The organism is Cupriavidus taiwanensis LMG 19424, from assembly GCF_000069785.1.
GTDB classification, from domain to species: Bacteria; Pseudomonadota; Gammaproteobacteria; order Burkholderiales; family Burkholderiaceae; genus Cupriavidus; species Cupriavidus taiwanensis.
Map to the genome: position 1 here is coordinate 453746 of NC_010530.1, position 16899 is coordinate 470644.

Annotated in this window: 13 protein-coding genes; 8 read left to right on the forward strand and 5 right to left on the reverse strand. The window is 69.3% G+C overall.

Going from position 1 to position 16899, the window contains the following annotated elements; all coding sequences use genetic code 11:
* Positions 1-13: 13 nt before the first annotated feature.
* From RALTA_RS17750 to RALTA_RS17765, 4 genes are all read right to left on the reverse strand, one after another.
* Complete coding sequence (locus RALTA_RS17750; RefSeq protein WP_041232448.1) at positions 14-997, reverse strand: Bug family tripartite tricarboxylate transporter substrate binding protein; 984 nt, start codon at positions 995-997, stop codon at positions 14-16.
* A 12-nt stretch (positions 998-1009) separates the two neighbouring features.
* Positions 1010-2722 carry a CocE/NonD family hydrolase gene (locus tag RALTA_RS17755; RefSeq protein ID WP_012355261.1) on the reverse strand — a complete coding sequence of 571 codons (1713 nt, stop codon included), beginning with the start codon at positions 2720-2722 and terminating at the stop codon, positions 1010-1012.
* An 88-nt stretch (positions 2723-2810) separates the two neighbouring features.
* Positions 2811-4124 carry a fumarylacetoacetase gene (fahA, locus tag RALTA_RS17760; RefSeq protein ID WP_012355262.1) on the reverse strand — a complete coding sequence of 438 codons (1314 nt, stop codon included), beginning with the start codon at positions 4122-4124 and terminating at the stop codon, positions 2811-2813.
* 7 nt (positions 4125-4131) lie between these two features.
* Positions 4132-4935, reverse strand: a complete 804-nt coding sequence (locus tag RALTA_RS17765; RefSeq protein ID WP_012355263.1) for a cyclase family protein — start codon at positions 4933-4935, stop codon at positions 4132-4134.
* A gap of 250 nt (positions 4936-5185) precedes the next feature.
* Between RALTA_RS17765 and RALTA_RS17770 the strand changes: the two genes are divergently transcribed.
* The 8 genes from RALTA_RS17770 (at position 5186) to RALTA_RS17805 (ending at position 15320) form a co-directional block, all read left to right on the forward strand.
* Positions 5186-5902 (forward strand): TetR/AcrR family transcriptional regulator, encoded by a 717-nt coding sequence (locus RALTA_RS17770; RefSeq protein ID WP_025583254.1) that lies wholly within the window; start codon positions 5186-5188, stop codon positions 5900-5902.
* Between the two features lie 468 nt (positions 5903-6370).
* Positions 6371-7657, forward strand: coding sequence for a hypothetical protein (locus tag RALTA_RS17775; protein ID WP_012355266.1), 1287 nt, complete (start codon positions 6371-6373; stop codon positions 7655-7657).
* 345 nt (positions 7658-8002) lie between these two features.
* Positions 8003-8959, forward strand: coding sequence for a hypothetical protein (locus tag RALTA_RS17780; RefSeq protein ID WP_012355267.1), 957 nt, complete (start codon positions 8003-8005; stop codon positions 8957-8959).
* Between the two features lie 52 nt (positions 8960-9011).
* Positions 9012-10397 (forward strand): hypothetical protein, encoded by a 1386-nt coding sequence (locus tag RALTA_RS17785; protein WP_012355268.1) that lies wholly within the window; start codon positions 9012-9014, stop codon positions 10395-10397.
* Positions 10398-10416: 19 nt separating this feature from the next.
* Positions 10417-12477, forward strand: coding sequence for a hypothetical protein (locus RALTA_RS17790; RefSeq protein ID WP_041232449.1), 2061 nt, complete (start codon positions 10417-10419; stop codon positions 12475-12477).
* An 83-nt stretch (positions 12478-12560) separates the two neighbouring features.
* Complete coding sequence (locus RALTA_RS17795) at positions 12561-13700, forward strand: aminotransferase class I/II-fold pyridoxal phosphate-dependent enzyme (protein WP_012355270.1); 1140 nt, start codon at positions 12561-12563, stop codon at positions 13698-13700.
* Positions 13678-14490: a hypothetical protein gene (locus tag RALTA_RS17800; protein ID WP_012355271.1), complete on the forward strand. Its 813-nt coding sequence runs from the start codon at positions 13678-13680 to the stop codon at positions 14488-14490. Before RALTA_RS17795 ends, RALTA_RS17800 begins: the two co-directional genes overlap by 23 nt.
* Positions 14487-15320, forward strand: a complete 834-nt coding sequence (locus RALTA_RS17805) for an amidohydrolase family protein (RefSeq protein WP_012355272.1) — start codon at positions 14487-14489, stop codon at positions 15318-15320. The genes RALTA_RS17800 and RALTA_RS17805 overlap by 4 nt, the downstream gene beginning before the upstream one ends.
* On the opposite strand, the gene RALTA_RS17810 is transcribed toward RALTA_RS17805, so the two are convergent.
* Positions 15265-16629, reverse strand: coding sequence for a sigma 54-interacting transcriptional regulator (locus RALTA_RS17810; RefSeq protein ID WP_012355273.1), 1365 nt, complete (start codon positions 16627-16629; stop codon positions 15265-15267). The genes RALTA_RS17805 and RALTA_RS17810 overlap by 56 nt on opposite strands.
* Positions 16630-16899: the final 270 nt, after the last annotated feature.

Genomic DNA, 16899 nt, shown 5'->3' on the forward strand with positions numbered 1-16899 from the left:
CATGGCTATCGCCTCAGTCCAGCGAGATGCCCTTTGCGCGGATCAGGGCGCTCCATTTCCTTGCCTCGGTCCGTAGCATGGCCTGCATCGCTTCCGGGGTGGCGGAGAGCGGTTCGCTGCCCAGCTCGCGGATCTTCATCGCGACCTCGGGGGAGCCCGTGATACGCGTCAATTCCGCGTTGAGCCGCTGAACGATTTCTGCGGGCACGCCCGCAGGCGCCCACACGCCATGCCAGCCAAAGCTGGCGACTCCGGGGTAGGTTTCGGCGACAGCCGGCAACGCAGGGAACTGGGCGTGGCGCCTCGGTCCGGTGAAGGCGATAGCCCGCACCTTGCGCGCCTTGATCATCGGAATTGCGGAAGCGGCCGGCTCGACCAGCAACTGGACTTGTCCGGCGATGAGGTCGGTCATGGCTCCCGCCTTGTAGGGCACGTGCAGCATCTGGACCTGCGCCGCCTGCGACAGCAGTTCCATGATCAGATGGGCGAATCCCCCGATGCCATACGATGCGTAGGCGAGTTGGCCGGGACGGGACCTGGCGTAGGCGACGAGTTCGTGGAGCGACGTCACCGGAAAGTCGTTATTGACCACCATGAAGGAGCCCTGGGCCAGCAACGGCGACACGGGCCTGAGGTCCTTGTCCGGATCGAATGGCAGTTTTCGATAGAGGAACGGATTGATCGCGAACGCGCTCGATACGGTGTACAGCAGCGTGTAGCCGTCCGGAGCCGCCTTTGCGACGGCATCCGAGGCGAGGTTCGCGCCTGCCCCGGGCCGGTTGTCGACGACGACCGGAACCCCAAGGGCTTGCGCAAGCCTGGCAGAGTAGATCCGCGCGTACGTATCCGGCGGGGAGCCGGGAGGCCCCATGTTGATCAGTTTGACGGGCTTGGCGGGCCACGCCGGTTGCGCGACGGCGGCGCGCCATGGCAGCAGACCGGCCGCGGCCACCGCGCCGGCGGCGCGGGCGAGAAAATGTCTACGCGTGGTGCTCATCTCGGGTCTCCCTCAGCATGCCGGCGGAATGACGGGCAGCAGCAGGAATGACGCGAACTTGCCGCCGGTATGAACCGTGGTCTGGCCGGCGAATCGTTCGGCCGTGCGATCCTCGGGGTGATCGTGCAGCAGCACCGATGAGCCGCGCATCGATTTGCCATAGATCTGGGGATAGGGTCCGGGCAGGTCGTGCTCGAAGTCCGAACTGCCGACGGTCAGCACCAGCCGGTAGCCCTTCGGGAAGACGAAGCACATGGGCCAGATTTCGACCTCCAGTGCGTAGACTACGTTCGGCTCGAGCAGCTGGATCTCCTGGTGCGAATGCACGGGCTGATACGGCGTGGACGCTTGCGGGTCCAGCTTTCGGTGTGATGCCCTGAGCCAGCCTTGCGCCAGCGGCGCGTTGGGTTCGACCGCCCCGACGATCAGATGCTCGGTGCTGTCCGGTGCGAAAGCCCGCACCGTCAGGAACAAGTCGGCGTCCGCGGCTGTGCTGGAAATCCACAGCGTGGCAGCCAGCGGGCCGGTCACCTCGGTGTCTTGCTCGAATGGCGCGGTGCTGAAGCTGGCCTTGCCCGCCATGCCGTCGAAAGCGAGATGCGAAGCCGTCGCGGCCGGCTCCGGCCGCAGCCCGTGGTCGGCGGCATCGAGATACATCGGCGTCCATACCGTGCGCGCCAGTGGCCACTCATGCTCATGGCGCTCCTGGAAGCGGTCCACGTGGCGCACCTGCATCGTGATCGGCGGCTGCCGATCCCAGCCGTTGTCCTCGCCCTTCAGAAAATGGTCGAAGAACCGCTTCTGCAGCGCCACGCCATAGTCCGTATAGAACTCCGTCCAATGCTCGCGGCCGTGCAACTCCAGCCACTTCTGTTTCGACCCGGCCTGCAGGAAGCCCTGGACGTTGCCCCGCAGGTGCAGGCCATGGCCGCCCCAGTTGCCGCAGGACAGCACCGGTACTTCGATGGCAGTCAGGTCTGCGCGGCGGCCGTCGAAGTAGCGATCGGTGATGAGTTCGGCGTTGAGCTGCGCGGTGCTGATATCCACGCGATTGGCGCGCAACGCCTCGTCACTGAGCTCTGCCGGCCCGGAGATCGGCACGCCGGTGTTGGCGTTCACCCGCCCGCGGCTTCCCAGGCCGTTCTGCACGTTTTCCACCTGCTTCGGATACCAGCTCAGCATGAACGTGTTAAGGATGCCGCCATGCCGGCAGGCGTCGCGATAGTAGTCGGAGAAGCCCTCGAACGGGCAGATCGCGGCCAGGTGTGGCGGACGTCTGGCCGCCGCCAGCCACTGGGTGGCGCCGTAGTAGGAAACGCCGGCCAGGCCGATCTTGCCGTTGCTCCACGGTTGCTGCGCGGCCCATTCGATGCAATCGTGGAAGTCCTGCGCCTCGCGCGGGGAAAAGCAATCGATCACGCCCGGCGAGCGGCCGGCGCCGCGCGAGTCCACGCGGATGCAGACGTAGCCAAATGGCACCCATCGCTCCGGGTCCGCGGTTTCCCAGTTCGCATACTTGCCGCTGCTGCCCCGCAGGATTTCCGGATGCTCGGCCGTCAGCGACTGCCACTGGGCGGGGTAGCCCTCGGCGAACGACAGGCCCTTGCCATAGGGTCCGTACGACATCAAGGCAGGGTAGCGTCCGGCCTCGTCCGGGCGATAGACGTCGGCGCGAAGCACCACGCCGTCGTCCATCGTAATCTCGACATCCCAATCGATCTGCATGTCTGTCTCCTCGTCGGTCCAGCGCTGCCAGCGCCGATGCTGGTGCTGCGACCCGTTCCATTAACCTGGTCAAACGCTGCGGATACTGTCAGTCGGGCACCGGGGCCGGCAGCACGGTGCCGTGGTTGACGCCGAAGCCGATCCGCACGAAGCCCTCCCGCTCGCACCAGCCACGGAACACGACGGTGTCGCCATCCTCGAGGAAGCCGCGTTGTTCGCCGTGGCCGATGTCCGCGGGTTGCGTCCCGGATGCGGTCAGCTCGATCAGCGCGCCTGCCTCGCCACGCGTGGGCCCGGAGATCGTGCCGCTGCCCAGCAGGTCGCCTGGCTGCAGGTTGCAGCCGCCGCTGGTGTGGTGGGCAATCATCTGGCCCAGCGTCCAGTACTGGTGCCGGAAGCTGGTCTGGCTCAGCGTGCGCGGCTGCAGCCCCTGTGCCAGCTGCCGCGCGCTGAGCAGGGACACCTCCAGCCGGATATCGAAGGCGCCGGTGGCGGCGTTGTCTTCGGCGCGCAGGTAGTCGAGCGGCTGTGGCCGCCCGGGCGCGCGCGTCCAGGTCGTACGGTAAGGCAGCAGGGCTTCCAGCGTGACCAGCCAGGGCGACAACGTGGTAGCGAAGTTCTTGGCAAGGAAGGGCCCAAGCGGTTGCATTTCCCAGGCCTGGATATCGCGCGCCGACCAGTCATTGAGCAGGCACAGGCCAAAGATGTGCTGCTGCGCGTTGGCCAGCGGGATGGGCCTGCCACGTTCGTTGCCAGTGCCGATCACGGCGCCCACTTCCAGTTCGTAGTCGAGCCGCTGGCAAGGACCATACGCGGGCACGCCATCCGCATCCAGGCGGAATTGCCCGCTCGGGCGAAAGACCTGCTGGCCGCTGATGCCGATGGACGATACCCTGCCGTGATAGGCCACCGGCAGCCAGTCGAAGTTGGGGGTCACCTCGAGGCCGAGCTGGCGGCTGCAGTTCACCGCATGGTCGAGCGAAGTATAGAAGTCCGTGTAGTCGCCGATCCGTACCGGTACCGCGAATTCGGCCGCGGCCTGCGGCACCAGCGTCCGGCGTACGTGCGGCGCATCCGGACTGGTTGTCGCCAGCAGCGCGAAAAGTCCGTGGCGCAAGGCCTGCCACGCGCCCGGGCCGAGCCCCATCAGTGCATTCAGCGTCGGCGCCATGGCGGCGTGCGCCGCCTGCGCGGCAAGGTCCTGCAGGCAGCCGGATCCGTGCAAGGCAGCCAGGTCGACGATCTGGTCGCCGATCGCCACGCCGCCGCGCCAGGCTTCGGCGCTGCCTTGTCGCCGGAATATGCAGAGCGGCAGGTTCTGCAGCGGAAAATCGCAGCCGGCGGCGTTGGCGGACTCCAGCCAGCTTCTGCGCGAAGCATCATGGGTATGGTTCAGTTCCATCGTGGTATCAGCCCGCATGCAACGCATCGTCAAAAATGGCGACAGCGCGGGTCCACCCGGCCGAAGCGCCCCGGATCTTGTGGGGGAAGCAGGAGATGTAGAAGCCATCGGGCGGCAGGCTCTCCAGGTTGTGCAGCTTTTCCAGGTGGCAATAGCCAATGTTGCGCCCCGCCTTGTGTCCTTCCCAGATCAGCGACGCATCCTTCGTTGCGGCATATCTGCCGGCCGTGTGCACGAACGGCGCGTCCCAGCTCCATGCGTCGGTGCCGGTCAGGCGCACGCCGCGCTCCAGCAGGTACATGGTCGCATCCAGGCCCATGCCACAGCCGCTCGAGACATAGTCGGGATGGCCGTAGCGGCTGCCCGCGCGTGTATTGACGACCACGATTTCCAGCGGCCTGAGCGCGTGCCCGATGCGGGCAAGTTCGGCCTCGACATCGTCGGCGGTGACCACATAGCCGTCGTCGAACCCGGTGAAGTCCAGCTTCACGCCAGGCTGGAAGCACCACTCCAGCGGCACCTCGTCGATGGTGATGGCGCGCTCGCGCTGCCCCAAAGACTCGTTCATGGTGCTGTGGAAGTGATAGGGGGCATCCAGGTGCGTGCCATTGTGCGTATTGAGCTGGACGCGCTCGATCGCCCATCCCTCGCCATCCGGCAAATCGGCTGCCTTCAACCCCGGGAAGAAGGCCGTGACCTGCTCGGCGGTGGAACGATGCGACAGGTACTCGATCCGGGGGCCATAGCCGGGCGGGTCGGAGACGACATCGTTTTCGAGGTAGATCGAGAGGTCGACGAAGCGGCGTGTCATGGTGGCAGATCCTTTGCGGAGAAACAGGAAACAAGGGGGCCGGGTGCTCGACGGCTATCGAAGGCCGGTCCCGGCGTCTGCCGGCCGATGCCGGCGAGGCGCTTGCTACACACTGACTGTACGAACGTTCAGTGTATGGACAGAGCGGACTGTACGCTCGTACAGTCCAGCGCTGTACTAGGGTAAACGCGGGCGGGCAAGGGCCACAGCAAGGTTGGCTACAATGGCGCGTCTTTATCGCGGAGGCAGTATGGAAGGCAGGGCAGCGCGGAAGTCGACAGCACCGACGCAGGGCCGGGCGCGCAAGGCAGTGCAGGCGCCGCCAATCCCGGAAGCCAGCAAGCGCGAACGCGTGCTCGATGCGGCTGAGCGCCTCTTCGCCGAAGGCGGCTTCGACGGCGTGTCGATGCGGGATATCGCAGCGGCGGCGGAAGTCGGCTTGCCGTTGATCGTTTACCACTTCGAGACCAAGCGCAACCTGTACCGCGAGCTCTTTGAAAGGCGCAAGACCCTGTTCGAGGCTCGGCTGGCGGCGCTGCGAGAGCCTTGTCGAAGCGGCGAGGATCCGGTCGAGCATATTGTGCGTGCGTTCGTGCAGCCCGTCATGCGGATCCAGGACACGGAGGCCGGTATCGCCTACGCCAAGCTGGTTGCGCGAGAGGCTTCCGATCCGAAGGCAGCGGAGCGCGGCATTGTTGCCGACTACTTCGACCCCTTTGCCATGGAATTCGTCGAGGCGATCCGCAAGGCGCTGCCCGGCAACACTTCCGGCTATGCCTACTGGGCCTATTTGTTTGCCGTGGGTTCTCTTGTGATGAGCGTGTTCGACAGTCGTATCGAACGCATTTCCGGCGGCAAGGCCAAGGCCGGCGATGTGTTGCGCAAGTCGGAATACCTGGTGACCTTCATTGCGGCGGGCATTCGCGCCGGAGCCGGTCGGAAGCCGTCCAGGCGTTCCGGAACCTGAGCCTGGAGTCACCAGTCTGGCCCCTTCACGGGTAGCCGGCTTCGCGTTTCAACCCGGATACATACTTCTTTCCGGCCCTCCTCGCGGCCCCGGATTGCCGCTGGTTGGGCCAGAATTTTCAGCGAGCCTGGACCTTTTTCCCCAACGTCAGCCTTCCATTCCTGGCTAGCGCCCGCAGCGCTAGGCCGCGGCATGTGAATGGCTGGCGCGCCTTGCCAGACAAGCCTTTGCCGTTCTTCCGCACGAACGTCGCGCCGCGCATTCCTCGCATCGCGCGGCTGCGGCGAACACCTTGCGCAAGCGCTGACGCCGTGCAGGGCCACCCGCGCGCAAAGGCATCGCATCAATCTGGCGGGTCATCCATCGAGCCGATTTTCCATTCCGATTCCGCCAACTAGATTGGGTTCATCGATGGCGCCTTCGCAGCCGTCGACCATTACGACCGCAGAGTCCGAGGAAGGGGAGCCCATGAAACACGTCCACACCAAGCTGGCCGCCGTGCCATTTGCCTGCCTTGTCATCATGCTCGCCGGATGCGGCGGTGGCGGTGGGGGCGACTCCACCTCCACCAGCGCAACAGCGAGCCCCGGCACGTCCCCTGGCACTTCGACAGGCACTTCGACAGGCACGTCGCCAGGCACGTCGCCAGGCACGACCACCGCGCCGACTACCCCCGCTCCGGCCGCAGCGACCACCAGTGCCATGCTGTCCGGCACCACCGACCCCGGCCCCGAGATCGGCAAGGACGGTGACTACTACCTGAACACCGTGACGTGGATGATGTTCGGGCCCAAGGCCAATGGCGTGTGGCCCGCGGGCGTTTCGCTGGCGGGCCCGGGCGGCAATACCGGCGCGGCCGGGAACACCATCCTGTCCGGCTCGGTCGATCCGACCGACAGCGTCGGCAACAACGGCGACTACTACATCAACACCTCGACCTCGACGCTGTTCGGCCCCAAGGCGAACGGTACGTGGCCGGCGGGTGTCCCGCTTGGCGGCGCCACCGGCACGCCGCCACCGAGCGGCGGCGCGGTGCTGTCGGGAACCGGCGCGCCGGCGAACAGCCTCGGCAACAACGGCGACTACTACCTCGACACCAGCACCTGGACACTGTACGGGCCGAAGGCTGACGGCGTATGGCCGGCAGGGGTCTCGCTCGTCAGCCAGCCAGGCGGCAGCGGCGGCACGGGCGGCACCGGTGGCACCACGGTCGGCAATGGCGGCCATGTCCTGTACGGCAGCGGCGCACCGACCGACGATATCGGCGTGAACGGCGACTTCTATTTCGACACCACCACGTGGACGATGTACGGGCCCAAGCAGGACGGCAAGTGGCCGACGACGGGCGTGACCATGGCCAACGGCACCGTCTACAACGGCAACTTCAACGTGCCCGATACGCTCAGCCGCGGCCGCTATGCCATGACCGGCGCCGGCGGGGCGGTAGCGTTGCCGTCGGACTTCGGCGTCGTGATTCCCTACGATTGCACGCGCGTCACGCTCACGGCCAGCACGCTGGGCAAGGTGCGGGGCACGCTCGACATCTCGGTGCACAAGGTGACCGGTTCCGGGGCTTCGGTCGTGCTCGCACAGGTCAGCGCCCTGAGCTGCAAGATCACCAATGGCCTGCAGAACTGCAGCAAGGAGGCGCTGGCCGGGACGGTTACGCATGGCGACAAGCTGCAGGTACAGGTCGACAACAACCAGGCGACCGACTGGGGTGGCCTTGCGGTGAACCTCGCCTGCATCAAGTAGGCGGGACCGGCGGCGGGGGCATGGACTCCCGCCGCTATCTTCCGCGCAGACAGCAGGCGGCGTGAAGGCGGTGACGGCGTGGGCAGGCCGCGCCACGCCGCCCGGAAGACCACGCCGGTCCTGCATTCCAGCCTGCGCCCCGGGGCAGCGAAGCGTGCTTCGCCGGATCCCGCACCCCAGGCCGGCCCCGCGCGAAGCGCGGTTCGCCGCCGGCCGTCGGGGACTTTCCCAATATCTCGCCTTTTCAGGGACTTAGACGTTCCGTGCGGGCTGGCACGCCGCGTGCACAAGCTGGGCACGCGAGTTCCGCTGCGGCTCGCCAACCTAACCTGAAAGGAGCTGCAAATGCACGATATCGGGACTTCCAGGCCGGGCGGTTGGGGCACCGGCTACAACGAGCTCGAACAGGAGCTGGCCTCGGAACTGATGGAGGCGGGCGAGCTGGGCCAGGAACTCGGCGGCATGGCGACGGAGTTCGAAGGCGAATTCGAGGGCGAGGGGGAATTCGAGAACGAGTTCGAGCAAGAGGTCTCCGGCGAGATGCAGGAGATGGAACTGGCGGCGGAGCTGCTGGCGGTCAACAGCGAACAGGAAATGGAGCAATTCCTGGGTGGCCTGGTGCGTTCGGTGGGACGCGCCGCCAGCAGCTTTGCCAGGTCGTCGGCCGGCAAGGCGCTCGGCGGCATCCTGCGCTCCGCGGCCAAGGCGGCGCTGCCCGTGGTGGGCAGCGCGCTCGGCAACCTGGTGGTGCCCGGGGCGGGCGGGGCCATCGGCGGCAAGCTGGCCAGCATGGCCGGCAGCGCGCTCGGCCTCGAGCTGGAGGGCCTGAGCAACGAGGACCGCGAGTTCGAGGTGGCGCGCCGCGTGGTGCGCATCGGCCAGCAGGCCACCCGCAATCTGCTGGCCATGCCGCGCAACGTCCCGCCGTCGCGGGCCGCGCGCGCGGCGTTCCTGCAGGCCGCGCGCCAGGTCGCGCCGGGCCTGCTGCCCGCGATGCGCACGATTTCGCAGAACGGCGTGGCGGCGGCGCGGCAACTGGGCACGCCGCCAATCTTCGGGCCGGCGGGCAGCGGCGCCGCCGCTGCGCAGCCGGTGGCCAGCCTGGCCGCCGCGGTGCGCGCGCCCTATGCAGGCCATGCGGGCTATGCCAACGGCGGCGCGGTGTCGTGCCCGTCGTGCGGCAACGGGGCCGTGCAAGGCGGCCTGGGCGCAGTGGCGCTGCCGATGGGCGGGCAGTGGCGGCGCTCGCGCAACGGGCGCGCGCTGATCCTGTACCTGGCGCCGCCGCGGCCGACGTTCTGATCCGTCCCCCATCCGCTTCCGACATTCGCGCTACGACTCCGAGGCCGCCGTCATGAACGCTTGCGCCCACGCCCTGCGGTTGCTGGAACAGGAGGTGCTCGGCATCCGCGCCCGCCTGGACGCGCAGCTGCCCTATGCGCTGCAGATGCCGATGGTCCCTGCCGCCAATATCAGCGACGAGGCCATGGGCGCCATCGAGCGGCACATGCAGGCGGCGCGGCACCAGCTGCGGCGGCGCATTGCGCGCTTCCTCGGCGCCTTGCGCGCAGCGCCGCCCGAGCCTGCCGCGGTGGCCCGCGCGCAGCGGCGCTATGCCATGCTCAAGCTGTATTTCCACGCCGCGCTCACGCACTTCGAGATCTTTGCCGAAGTGCTGACGCAGCGCAGCCAGCATGGCACCGGCGTTTGGCTGTCGGGGCTGGACGTAGCCGCGCGCGACGGGCTGCTGCAGCCTGGCGTGGCGATCGACTTGCCGCAGGTGATCTGCTATGTCGAACGCGGCCATGGCGGCGCGATCCGGCGGGCGCGGACGCGCTTGCCCGGTGGCGGGGCCAATCCGGTGGCAGTGATCCGCATGCCGCGCGAGCGCATGGTGGGCACCGGCCTGGCGGCGTCCCTGTTCCACGAGGTGGGGCACCAGGCGGCCGCGCTGCTGGACCTGGCCAACGCGTACCGCCGCGCCGCCGCCAACGGCGACGGCCAGCAAGGGCTACGGCTGGTGTCAGGCGGTGTCGGCGCGACGCCTGCATCGGCCGTGCTGCCGCAGGTCTGGCGCGCCTGGGAGCGCTGGATCAGCGAGATCGTTGCCGACCTGTGGGCGGTGTCGCGGGTCGGCATCACCGCCACATGCGGGCTGATGAGCGTGGTGAGCCTGCCGCGCGCCTTCGTGCTGCGCATCAACCTCGACGACCCGCATCCGGCGCCGTGGATCCGCGTGAAGCTGTCCGTGGCGATGGGGCGGGCGTTGTATCCGCACCCGCAATGGGATGCGCTCGAGCAGGTGTGGGAGCGGCTCTACCCGCGCTGGCAGATGAGCGCCGCGCAACGGCGCGCGTTCGCGCAGCTCGACCAGTCGATGCCGGCGTTCGTGGCCAGGCTGCTGGCGTTGCGGGCGCCGCGACTGGGCGGGCGCACGCTGGGCCAGGCGCTGCGGCTGCCCGGCCGCGATCCCGCCAACCTGTTGCGGCTCTGGCGCCTGGTGCGGTCGCGCCCGCACCAATACCTGGCCGATACCCCGACGCTGGCGTTCGCGGTGCTGGGCCAGGCCCGCTACAGCGGCCTGCTGGCGCCCGACGTCGAATTGCGGACCATCTCGGCCTTGCTGCAGCGCTGGGCACTGGCCGGCTACCTGCCATGGAGCGCCGGCAGCACGCAGCTGAGCGAGGCGCTGAACCAGCGACGGCAGCCGGTGCGCATGCCGGTCGCGGCCAACGCGTGATTTGCTGAAGGAGAACGTGATGAACACGAGCACGGAGTTGGGTCGCGTGGAGTACGCGCTGGTGCCGACGGGCAACACCGACGGCGACTGGCACTATGACTTCACCAAGCTGACCGAAGGGCAGAAATACCTGAAGCTGCTGGTGTACGCCCGCGAAGGCGAGCCGCGCGAGATGGAGCAGCTGCGCCTCAAGCCTGGCAGCGAGGCCCGGCTGGAGATCCGCGTCGGGCCCTCGGAGGCCTGGAGCGCCAGGGAAGAGGGGCTGCCCGCGGCCCTCGCGGAGGTGGCGCGCACCATGCGCAAGCTCGCGGGGCTGGGCATTCCGGAGGATATGCTGTTCGCCGCCGCGGCGGAGCTGGGCGCCCGGCGCGCGGTCACCGTGGCAGGCCGGCTGAAGGCACCCCCGCACCCAGACACTGGCGAGGACGCCGAGCCGCAGGGCGACGATACGAGCGGCGCCGAGGTCGACCCCATCTTGGCGCGTTCCGGTCCGGTGGGGGTGAAGGACTACCGCGAGCCGGCGATCAGCCTCAAGCGCACCTCGCGCGACCTGACGGGGGACTGGGCGCTGTGGCTGCTGATCAAGCGCAACGCCGACATGCTGAGCTGGGCGAACTACGCGCGCCAGGTGGACCTGCTGTTCTTTGGCACCAGCCCGCTCCCCGCCCGCGCTGGCGCACCCGGCGGCCCGGCGCTGTACGACGAAGCCGCGCGGCTGAGCCGGCGCCGCTTCCTGCCGTTCTCGGACACCGATGCCTACCGCGCGCTGAAGGTGGCCACCGAGGCCTTCGTGGTGACATGGGGCGCCGTGGTGCCGTCCCCGCACGACAGCGGCGCCATCGCCAGGCTGCTGCGGACCGATGAAGCGGCGATCCGGCTGGCCAACGAACGGCTCGGCTTGCGGCTGGAGCTGGCACAGGTAGAGGACATCGCCAGCCAGTATTTCGGCAAGAACGGGTCGCCCACGCTGCCCTACCTGGAGCGCGTGGTGCAGGGCCTGCAGGGCACCGAGGCCGGGCGCACCGTCGACGGCATGCGCGAGTCCTTCGCGCGTTCCGGTGCCACCGAACCCGCCACGCATCCCGCCACGCATGCGGCCGAGCCGCTGTCGAACTCGCGCGAACTGGTGCCGCGCGACGACGGCCCGTGCGGCGACGGCTGCCTGTGGCTGCAGCACTGGAACAACGACATCTCGGCCAAGCTGAGCGCGCCGCCGCTGATCGAACTGATCTGGAGCTACTGGATGGAGGAATTGCAGCTGGTGCAGACCATGAACGCGATCTCGCGCCGCTTCCAGAATCTCTCCGGCGGACCCGGCGATCCGCTCAACCAGCTCGAGCTGGACCCGCTGCGGCCGGTGAGCAACATCATCTGGGGCTGGGTACAGGATGAACAGCATCGGCTGCCGATCGAGCGGCGCGCGGCCGAGTACCTGCACGAGTATGGCTTCCGGCTGTTCGGGCGCGCGGTGCCGCGCATCCAGCCGGCCGACAGCCGCAGCAAGTTCCTGGGCGCGTTCCATACGCTGCTGAACCTGTGCGTGCCGTTCTTCCGGCAGGCAGACGATACGACGGTGGTGCCGGACGGCTTCCCGCTGCTGAACGCGCTGCGCGAGGTGCACCTGATCCTCTCGGAAGGGGCGCACAACCAGTTTGGCGACCTGCCGACCACCTCGCGCATCGAGATGATGATGCAGCAGTGGATCCTGGCGCGGCCGGAGTTCCGCGAGTTCCTGCCGCGGCGCTCGATGATCGCTTATCCCGAGCCATGGATGCACTCGGTGGAAAGCATGCGCAAGCTGCAGGGGTGGGGCGATACCAATACCTACCAGTTCTGGCAGCTGGCCACCACCGGCGAGCAGATCGTGTCATCGATCCGCTGGAGCGACTGGAATTCGGTCACCGATCCGGCCAACGCGGCGAACTGGGCGGCGTACTTCCGCCCCGAGATCCAGACCTATATCCATTCGTACCGGGCCGTCACGGGGGTGGACATCGGTGCGGAACCGGTCGATGTGCAGGTGCCGGGCATGCACTTGCTGCGTCGGCTGCAGGAGCACCGCAGCGCGCGGGTGGCATGACAGGGCCGCGGTGGGGGGCGGTGCGGCCGGCGCTCCACCGTGGCAGGGCGAGGACGGCAAGGCAAGCGGAGAGGCAGGCGGCCATGATCGATTTCGCGTCGGCGCTCTACCTGGGCATGGCGCATCCCGCCGCGCAGCTGGGCAGCTATGCGGCCCTCACCACCGGCACGCCCGCCGCGCTGGCGGTGTCGCCGCTGGCAGGCACGCTGGCGGCGCAGGCGGCGGCGCTGCAGGGTTGCGAGGCAGGGCTGGCCGGGCCGTCGACGCTGCACCTGTCGCTCGACCTGTTCGACCGGCTCGGGCGCACGCACGCGCTGGTGGCCGACGACACGCTCTATCCGGTCATGCGCTGGGGACTGGAGCGCGTGCGCGGGCTCGGGGCCGCGGTCACGCTGTTCCGGCATGCCGATCTGGCCGATCTCGCGCGGCGCTTGCGCCAGGGCACCGGCACCCGTCCGCCCGCGATCGTGACCGACGGCACGCGCCGCGAAGGGGCGCCGGTGGCGCTGCACCGCTATCTCGCGCTGGTGCGCGAGCGTGGCGGCCTGGTGGTGGTCGACCACACGCAACTGCTGGGACTGGCTGGCGCGCAACCCGGCCCGGGGCGTCCGTGGGGCAGCGGCGGGGGCGGGCTGCTGCGCTTCGCGGGCCTGGCGCCCGCCGAGCCGGTGGTGCTGCTGGCGTCGTGGGCCAAGGCCTTTGGCGCGCCGCTGGCCACGCTGTGCGGTCCCGCGGCGCTGGTGGGCGAGATCGCCCGCGACGGCCCGACCCAGGCGCATTGCAGCGCTGCCTCGCAGGCCGCGCTGCTGGCCGGGCTGAACGCAATGGCGCGCAACCGCCGCGATGGCGACGCGCTGCGGGCGGCCTTGCTCGAGCGGGTCCGGCGCCTGCGGCGCGGTTTGCGCTGGCTGGCGCAGCACCGCTTGCCGGACCTGCAGGTCAGCGTGCCGCTGCACCCCATGCAGCAATTGCGGCTGGGGTCGGCCGAGCGCACCCGTGCGCTGCACGCCGGTCTGCGCGCGGCGGGCTTCCGCACGGCGCTGCTGCGCCAGGCCGAAGGCCGCTGTGCCGTGGCGGTGGTGGTGCGCGCCAGCCATGCGACGCATGAGATTGACGGCCTGCTGCAGGCGCTTGCCTTGCTGGCGGGCCAGCCGGCCGTGCCGCGCGGGCGTGCGCCGCCGGCCTATCGGGAGAGCCTCCATGTTCAAGACTGCGGAAGGTGAAACACTGGAACTGGCGCCGTGGCGCATGCGCCGGCTGCTGCGGCTGTTGGCGGAGGTGCGGCGTTATCCGGCCGGCACGCCGCCGCAGGCATTGCTGACCGACCTGCGCCAGCTGGTAGCGCGCGCACGGCGCACCGGCACGCCCTCGCGCCGCGGCACGGCGCGGTATGAGAGCCGTCTGGACAGTGGCGGCGCGTGCTGCCGCGCCTGCCTGCTGGCACGGCGGCAGGCGGGGCGGCTGTCGCTGGTGGGGCTTAGCCTGGACCGGTGGCGCGCGCCGCCGAGCCGGTACGAAGGCGCGGCCGCGCTCGCGGAACTGGCATTCGAGTCCGCGCCCAGATCGGCCGATGTGACGCTGCAATGGCGGCGCTGGCCGAACCTGGACGCGGCCGCGCGCGGCACGCGGGGCGCTGGCGTCTACCTGTTCCAGCGCGGCGCGACGCCGGTCTATGTCGGCACGGCGGCCAGCCTGCCGGCGCGGCTAGGCGTGCATGGCTGGTATCACGCGCGCCAAGGCAGCGCCCGCGCCGGTGCCGCGTGCCATTGCGCGCCGCCGCTCACGGTCTGGACCGCCAACGTGGCCAGCGCCGGCGAGCGGGCCGCGGTCGAGCACGCCATCGTGCGCACCCTTGCCAACAAGGGCTTCGCGCTGGCCAATGACAAGCTGCGCGGCACGGTCACCGTCGGCACCGGCCTGTCGATCCGCAACCTGGTCCCGTCCGGCATCCTGACCGGCGCCGCCAACGACTTGCGCTACGGCCCGGGCCAGCGCTTCGAGCTGTCGCGATGATCGTCGATTTCCATGTCCATGCCGGGCAGGGCGATGGCATGACCGGCCCGTGGGACACCACCGCGCCGCTGGCCGACTATGTCCGGCGCGCGCGCCAGGCCGGCATCGGGCGCTCGGTGCTGCTGCCCGTGTTCCAGTCGGACTACGTGCGCGGCAACCGCGACGTGGCGGCGCTGGCGCGGGCCGATCCCGGGCGCTTTACCGGCTTTGCCATGATCCATGCCGAACGCGACCGGGCACGCACGCACCGCATGATCGAGGAAGCCGTATTGCGGCTGGGCCTGCGCGGCATCAAGGTGCATCGGCACGATGCCCCGATCCACCGGCAGGTCTGCGATGCCGCGCGCCACTGGCGGCTGCCGGTGCTGTACGACCCCGGCGGCGAGACCGGCGCGCTGCGACTGCTGGCCCAGACGCATCCCGATGTGGCGTTCGTGTTCGCGCACCTGGGCAGTTTTGCCGACGACTGGGCGGCGCAGCGGCAAGTGGTGGACCTGATCGCGCGCTATCCCAATCTGTTTGCCGATACCTCGGGCGTGCGGCGTTTCGACGTGCTGGAGGAAGCGTTCCGGCGCGCCGGCCCCGGCAAGCTGCTGTTCGGTTCCGATGGCCCGTGGCTGCACCCCGGCCTGGAGCTGGCCAAGCTGCGCGCGCTGCGTCCCGCGCCCGAGGCATTCGCGCGCATGGCAGGCGGCAATGCGTTGCGCCTGCTGGCGCGGGTAGCGTCGCCGCCGCCAACGCCCATCGGAAAGGATGCGCGCATCGGCCAGCGCATCACGCCGACGGCGCGGGCCGCACCTGCCGCCGCAACTGCAGCGCCCGCGGCGTGACCTGCAGCAGCTCCGCCGCGCGGCTGGTGCAGCCGTGGCGGCTCTCGGCTACCTGCACCGCCATGGACTCGGCGATCTGGCCGATGTGCTTCAGGCCCAGCCCTGCGTCCAGTGCGCCCTCGATGGCATGCCGCAGCGCTTCCGGCCAGGGGTTGACGATGTTCGCGGCAAGTTCGGTCCGCAGCCCCGGCATGGGGCCGTCGAGCCCGCCCGTGCTGATGACCTGGAAGCCGCGCTGGCGCTCGGCCAGGCGCGACACCACATTGCGCAGTTCGCGCACATTGCCCGGGTAATCGCGCGTCACCAGGTAATGCATGACCTCCGGCATCACGTGCGGCAGGCCCGGTCCCGCGCCGGCCACGCTGTCGGCAAGGAAATGCCGCACCAGCAGCGGGATATCCTCGCGGCGCTCGGCCAGCGTGGGTGCGCGCACGGTCCACTGGGTAATGCGGAAGTACAGGTCGCTGCGAAACCGTCCGGCCTGCACCTCGGCCTCGAGATCGCGGTTGGTGGCGCAAGTCAGCCGGAAATCCGACTTGCGCCAGGTATCCTCGCCCACGCGCTTGTACATGCGCTCCTGGATCACACGCAGCAAGCGCGCCTGCAGGGGCAACTGCAGTTCCCCCACTTCATCCAGGAACAAGGTGCCGCCATCGGCCATCGCGACCGCACCGTCGCGTGCCGTGACGGCATGGGTAAAGGCGCCCCTGGCATGGCCGAACAGCTCGCTGCCCGACAGCTCCGGGCTGAGCGTGGTGCAATCCACCACGACGAAGGGCGCGCGATTGCGCTCCGGGTCGAGATCATGGATCAGCCGTGCCAGCAGCTCCTTGCCGCAGCCGCTTTCGCCCAGCAGCAGGCAGGTGCCGCGGCCATAGCGGCCCACCTGTGCCACCGCGCGCAAGGTGGCGCGCCACGCCGGCGAATCGCCAACGGCGCGCTCGCGCAACCATGGCGCGTCCAGTACCGCCTCGATCTCGGCCAGGCGGCACAGCCGCGCGGCCAGCTCGGTCAGCAGCGCGTCATGATCCGGCGCGCAGACGAGGTCGCACAGCGCCGCCGGCCACCACGCCTCGGGGATGCAATGGCAGCGGGTGGCGGCGGTGCATCCGGCGATAAAGGCGTCGGCGCGAGGCTCGGCGCGCAGCCAGCGCTGCGCCGCCTCGGTGACGCGATTGCCGTCGGCCACCACCAGCACGGCCAGCATGCCGCGCGCGTTCTCATCCAGCGGCAGGTGGTCGGGCACGCCATGCGCGTGCAAATCGCGCTCGAGCCCGGCACGGTCATCGTGATACAGCACTACGCGCATCTTGCCCCCCGCACGAAAGGGAGATCATCGGCAGGGGCTGCGGTGCGGGCGCGCGATCTGCGCACGCCCTGCGCCGCCGCGCTGCCGGCCTGTATCAGGCGGCGGGCAGGGGGTGTCGGTAGCGATGCGGCCGTCGGCGGCGTGACGCCGTGGACGGGTCGGAGAGGATCGGCAGGCCGGGGCAGACCTGCGCAGGCAACCAGTTGCCGGAGCATCGCCTGCCTGCGAGGGAAACCTGGTATGGCCGCATGGAAGCCCCCCTTTGTTTTT

Excerpts from the sequence above, each read along its gene's own strand:
- RALTA_RS17750 (WP_041232448.1), bottom strand. The coding sequence starts at position 997 with ATGAGCACCACGCGTAGACATTTTCTCGCCCGCGCCGCCGGCGCGGTG.
- RALTA_RS17755 (WP_012355261.1), bottom strand. The coding sequence starts at position 2,722 with ATGCAGATCGATTGGGATGTCGAGATTACGATGGACGACGGCGTGGTG.
- fahA (WP_012355262.1), bottom strand. The coding sequence starts at position 4,124 with ATGGAACTGAACCATACCCATGATGCTTCGCGCAGAAGCTGGCTGGAG.
- RALTA_RS17765 (WP_012355263.1), bottom strand. The coding sequence starts at position 4,935 with ATGACACGCCGCTTCGTCGACCTCTCGATCTACCTCGAAAACGATGTC.
- RALTA_RS17770 (WP_025583254.1), top strand. The coding sequence starts at position 5,186 with ATGGAAGGCAGGGCAGCGCGGAAGTCGACAGCACCGACGCAGGGCCGG.
- RALTA_RS17775 (WP_012355266.1), top strand. The coding sequence starts at position 6,371 with ATGAAACACGTCCACACCAAGCTGGCCGCCGTGCCATTTGCCTGCCTT.
- RALTA_RS17780 (WP_012355267.1), top strand. The coding sequence starts at position 8,003 with ATGCACGATATCGGGACTTCCAGGCCGGGCGGTTGGGGCACCGGCTAC.
- RALTA_RS17785 (WP_012355268.1), top strand. The coding sequence starts at position 9,012 with ATGAACGCTTGCGCCCACGCCCTGCGGTTGCTGGAACAGGAGGTGCTC.
- RALTA_RS17790 (WP_041232449.1), top strand. The coding sequence starts at position 10,417 with ATGAACACGAGCACGGAGTTGGGTCGCGTGGAGTACGCGCTGGTGCCG.
- RALTA_RS17795 (WP_012355270.1), top strand. The coding sequence starts at position 12,561 with ATGATCGATTTCGCGTCGGCGCTCTACCTGGGCATGGCGCATCCCGCC.
- RALTA_RS17800 (WP_012355271.1), top strand. The coding sequence starts at position 13,678 with ATGTTCAAGACTGCGGAAGGTGAAACACTGGAACTGGCGCCGTGGCGC.
- RALTA_RS17805 (WP_012355272.1), top strand. The coding sequence starts at position 14,487 with ATGATCGTCGATTTCCATGTCCATGCCGGGCAGGGCGATGGCATGACC.
- RALTA_RS17810 (WP_012355273.1), bottom strand. The coding sequence starts at position 16,629 with ATGCGCGTAGTGCTGTATCACGATGACCGTGCCGGGCTCGAGCGCGAT.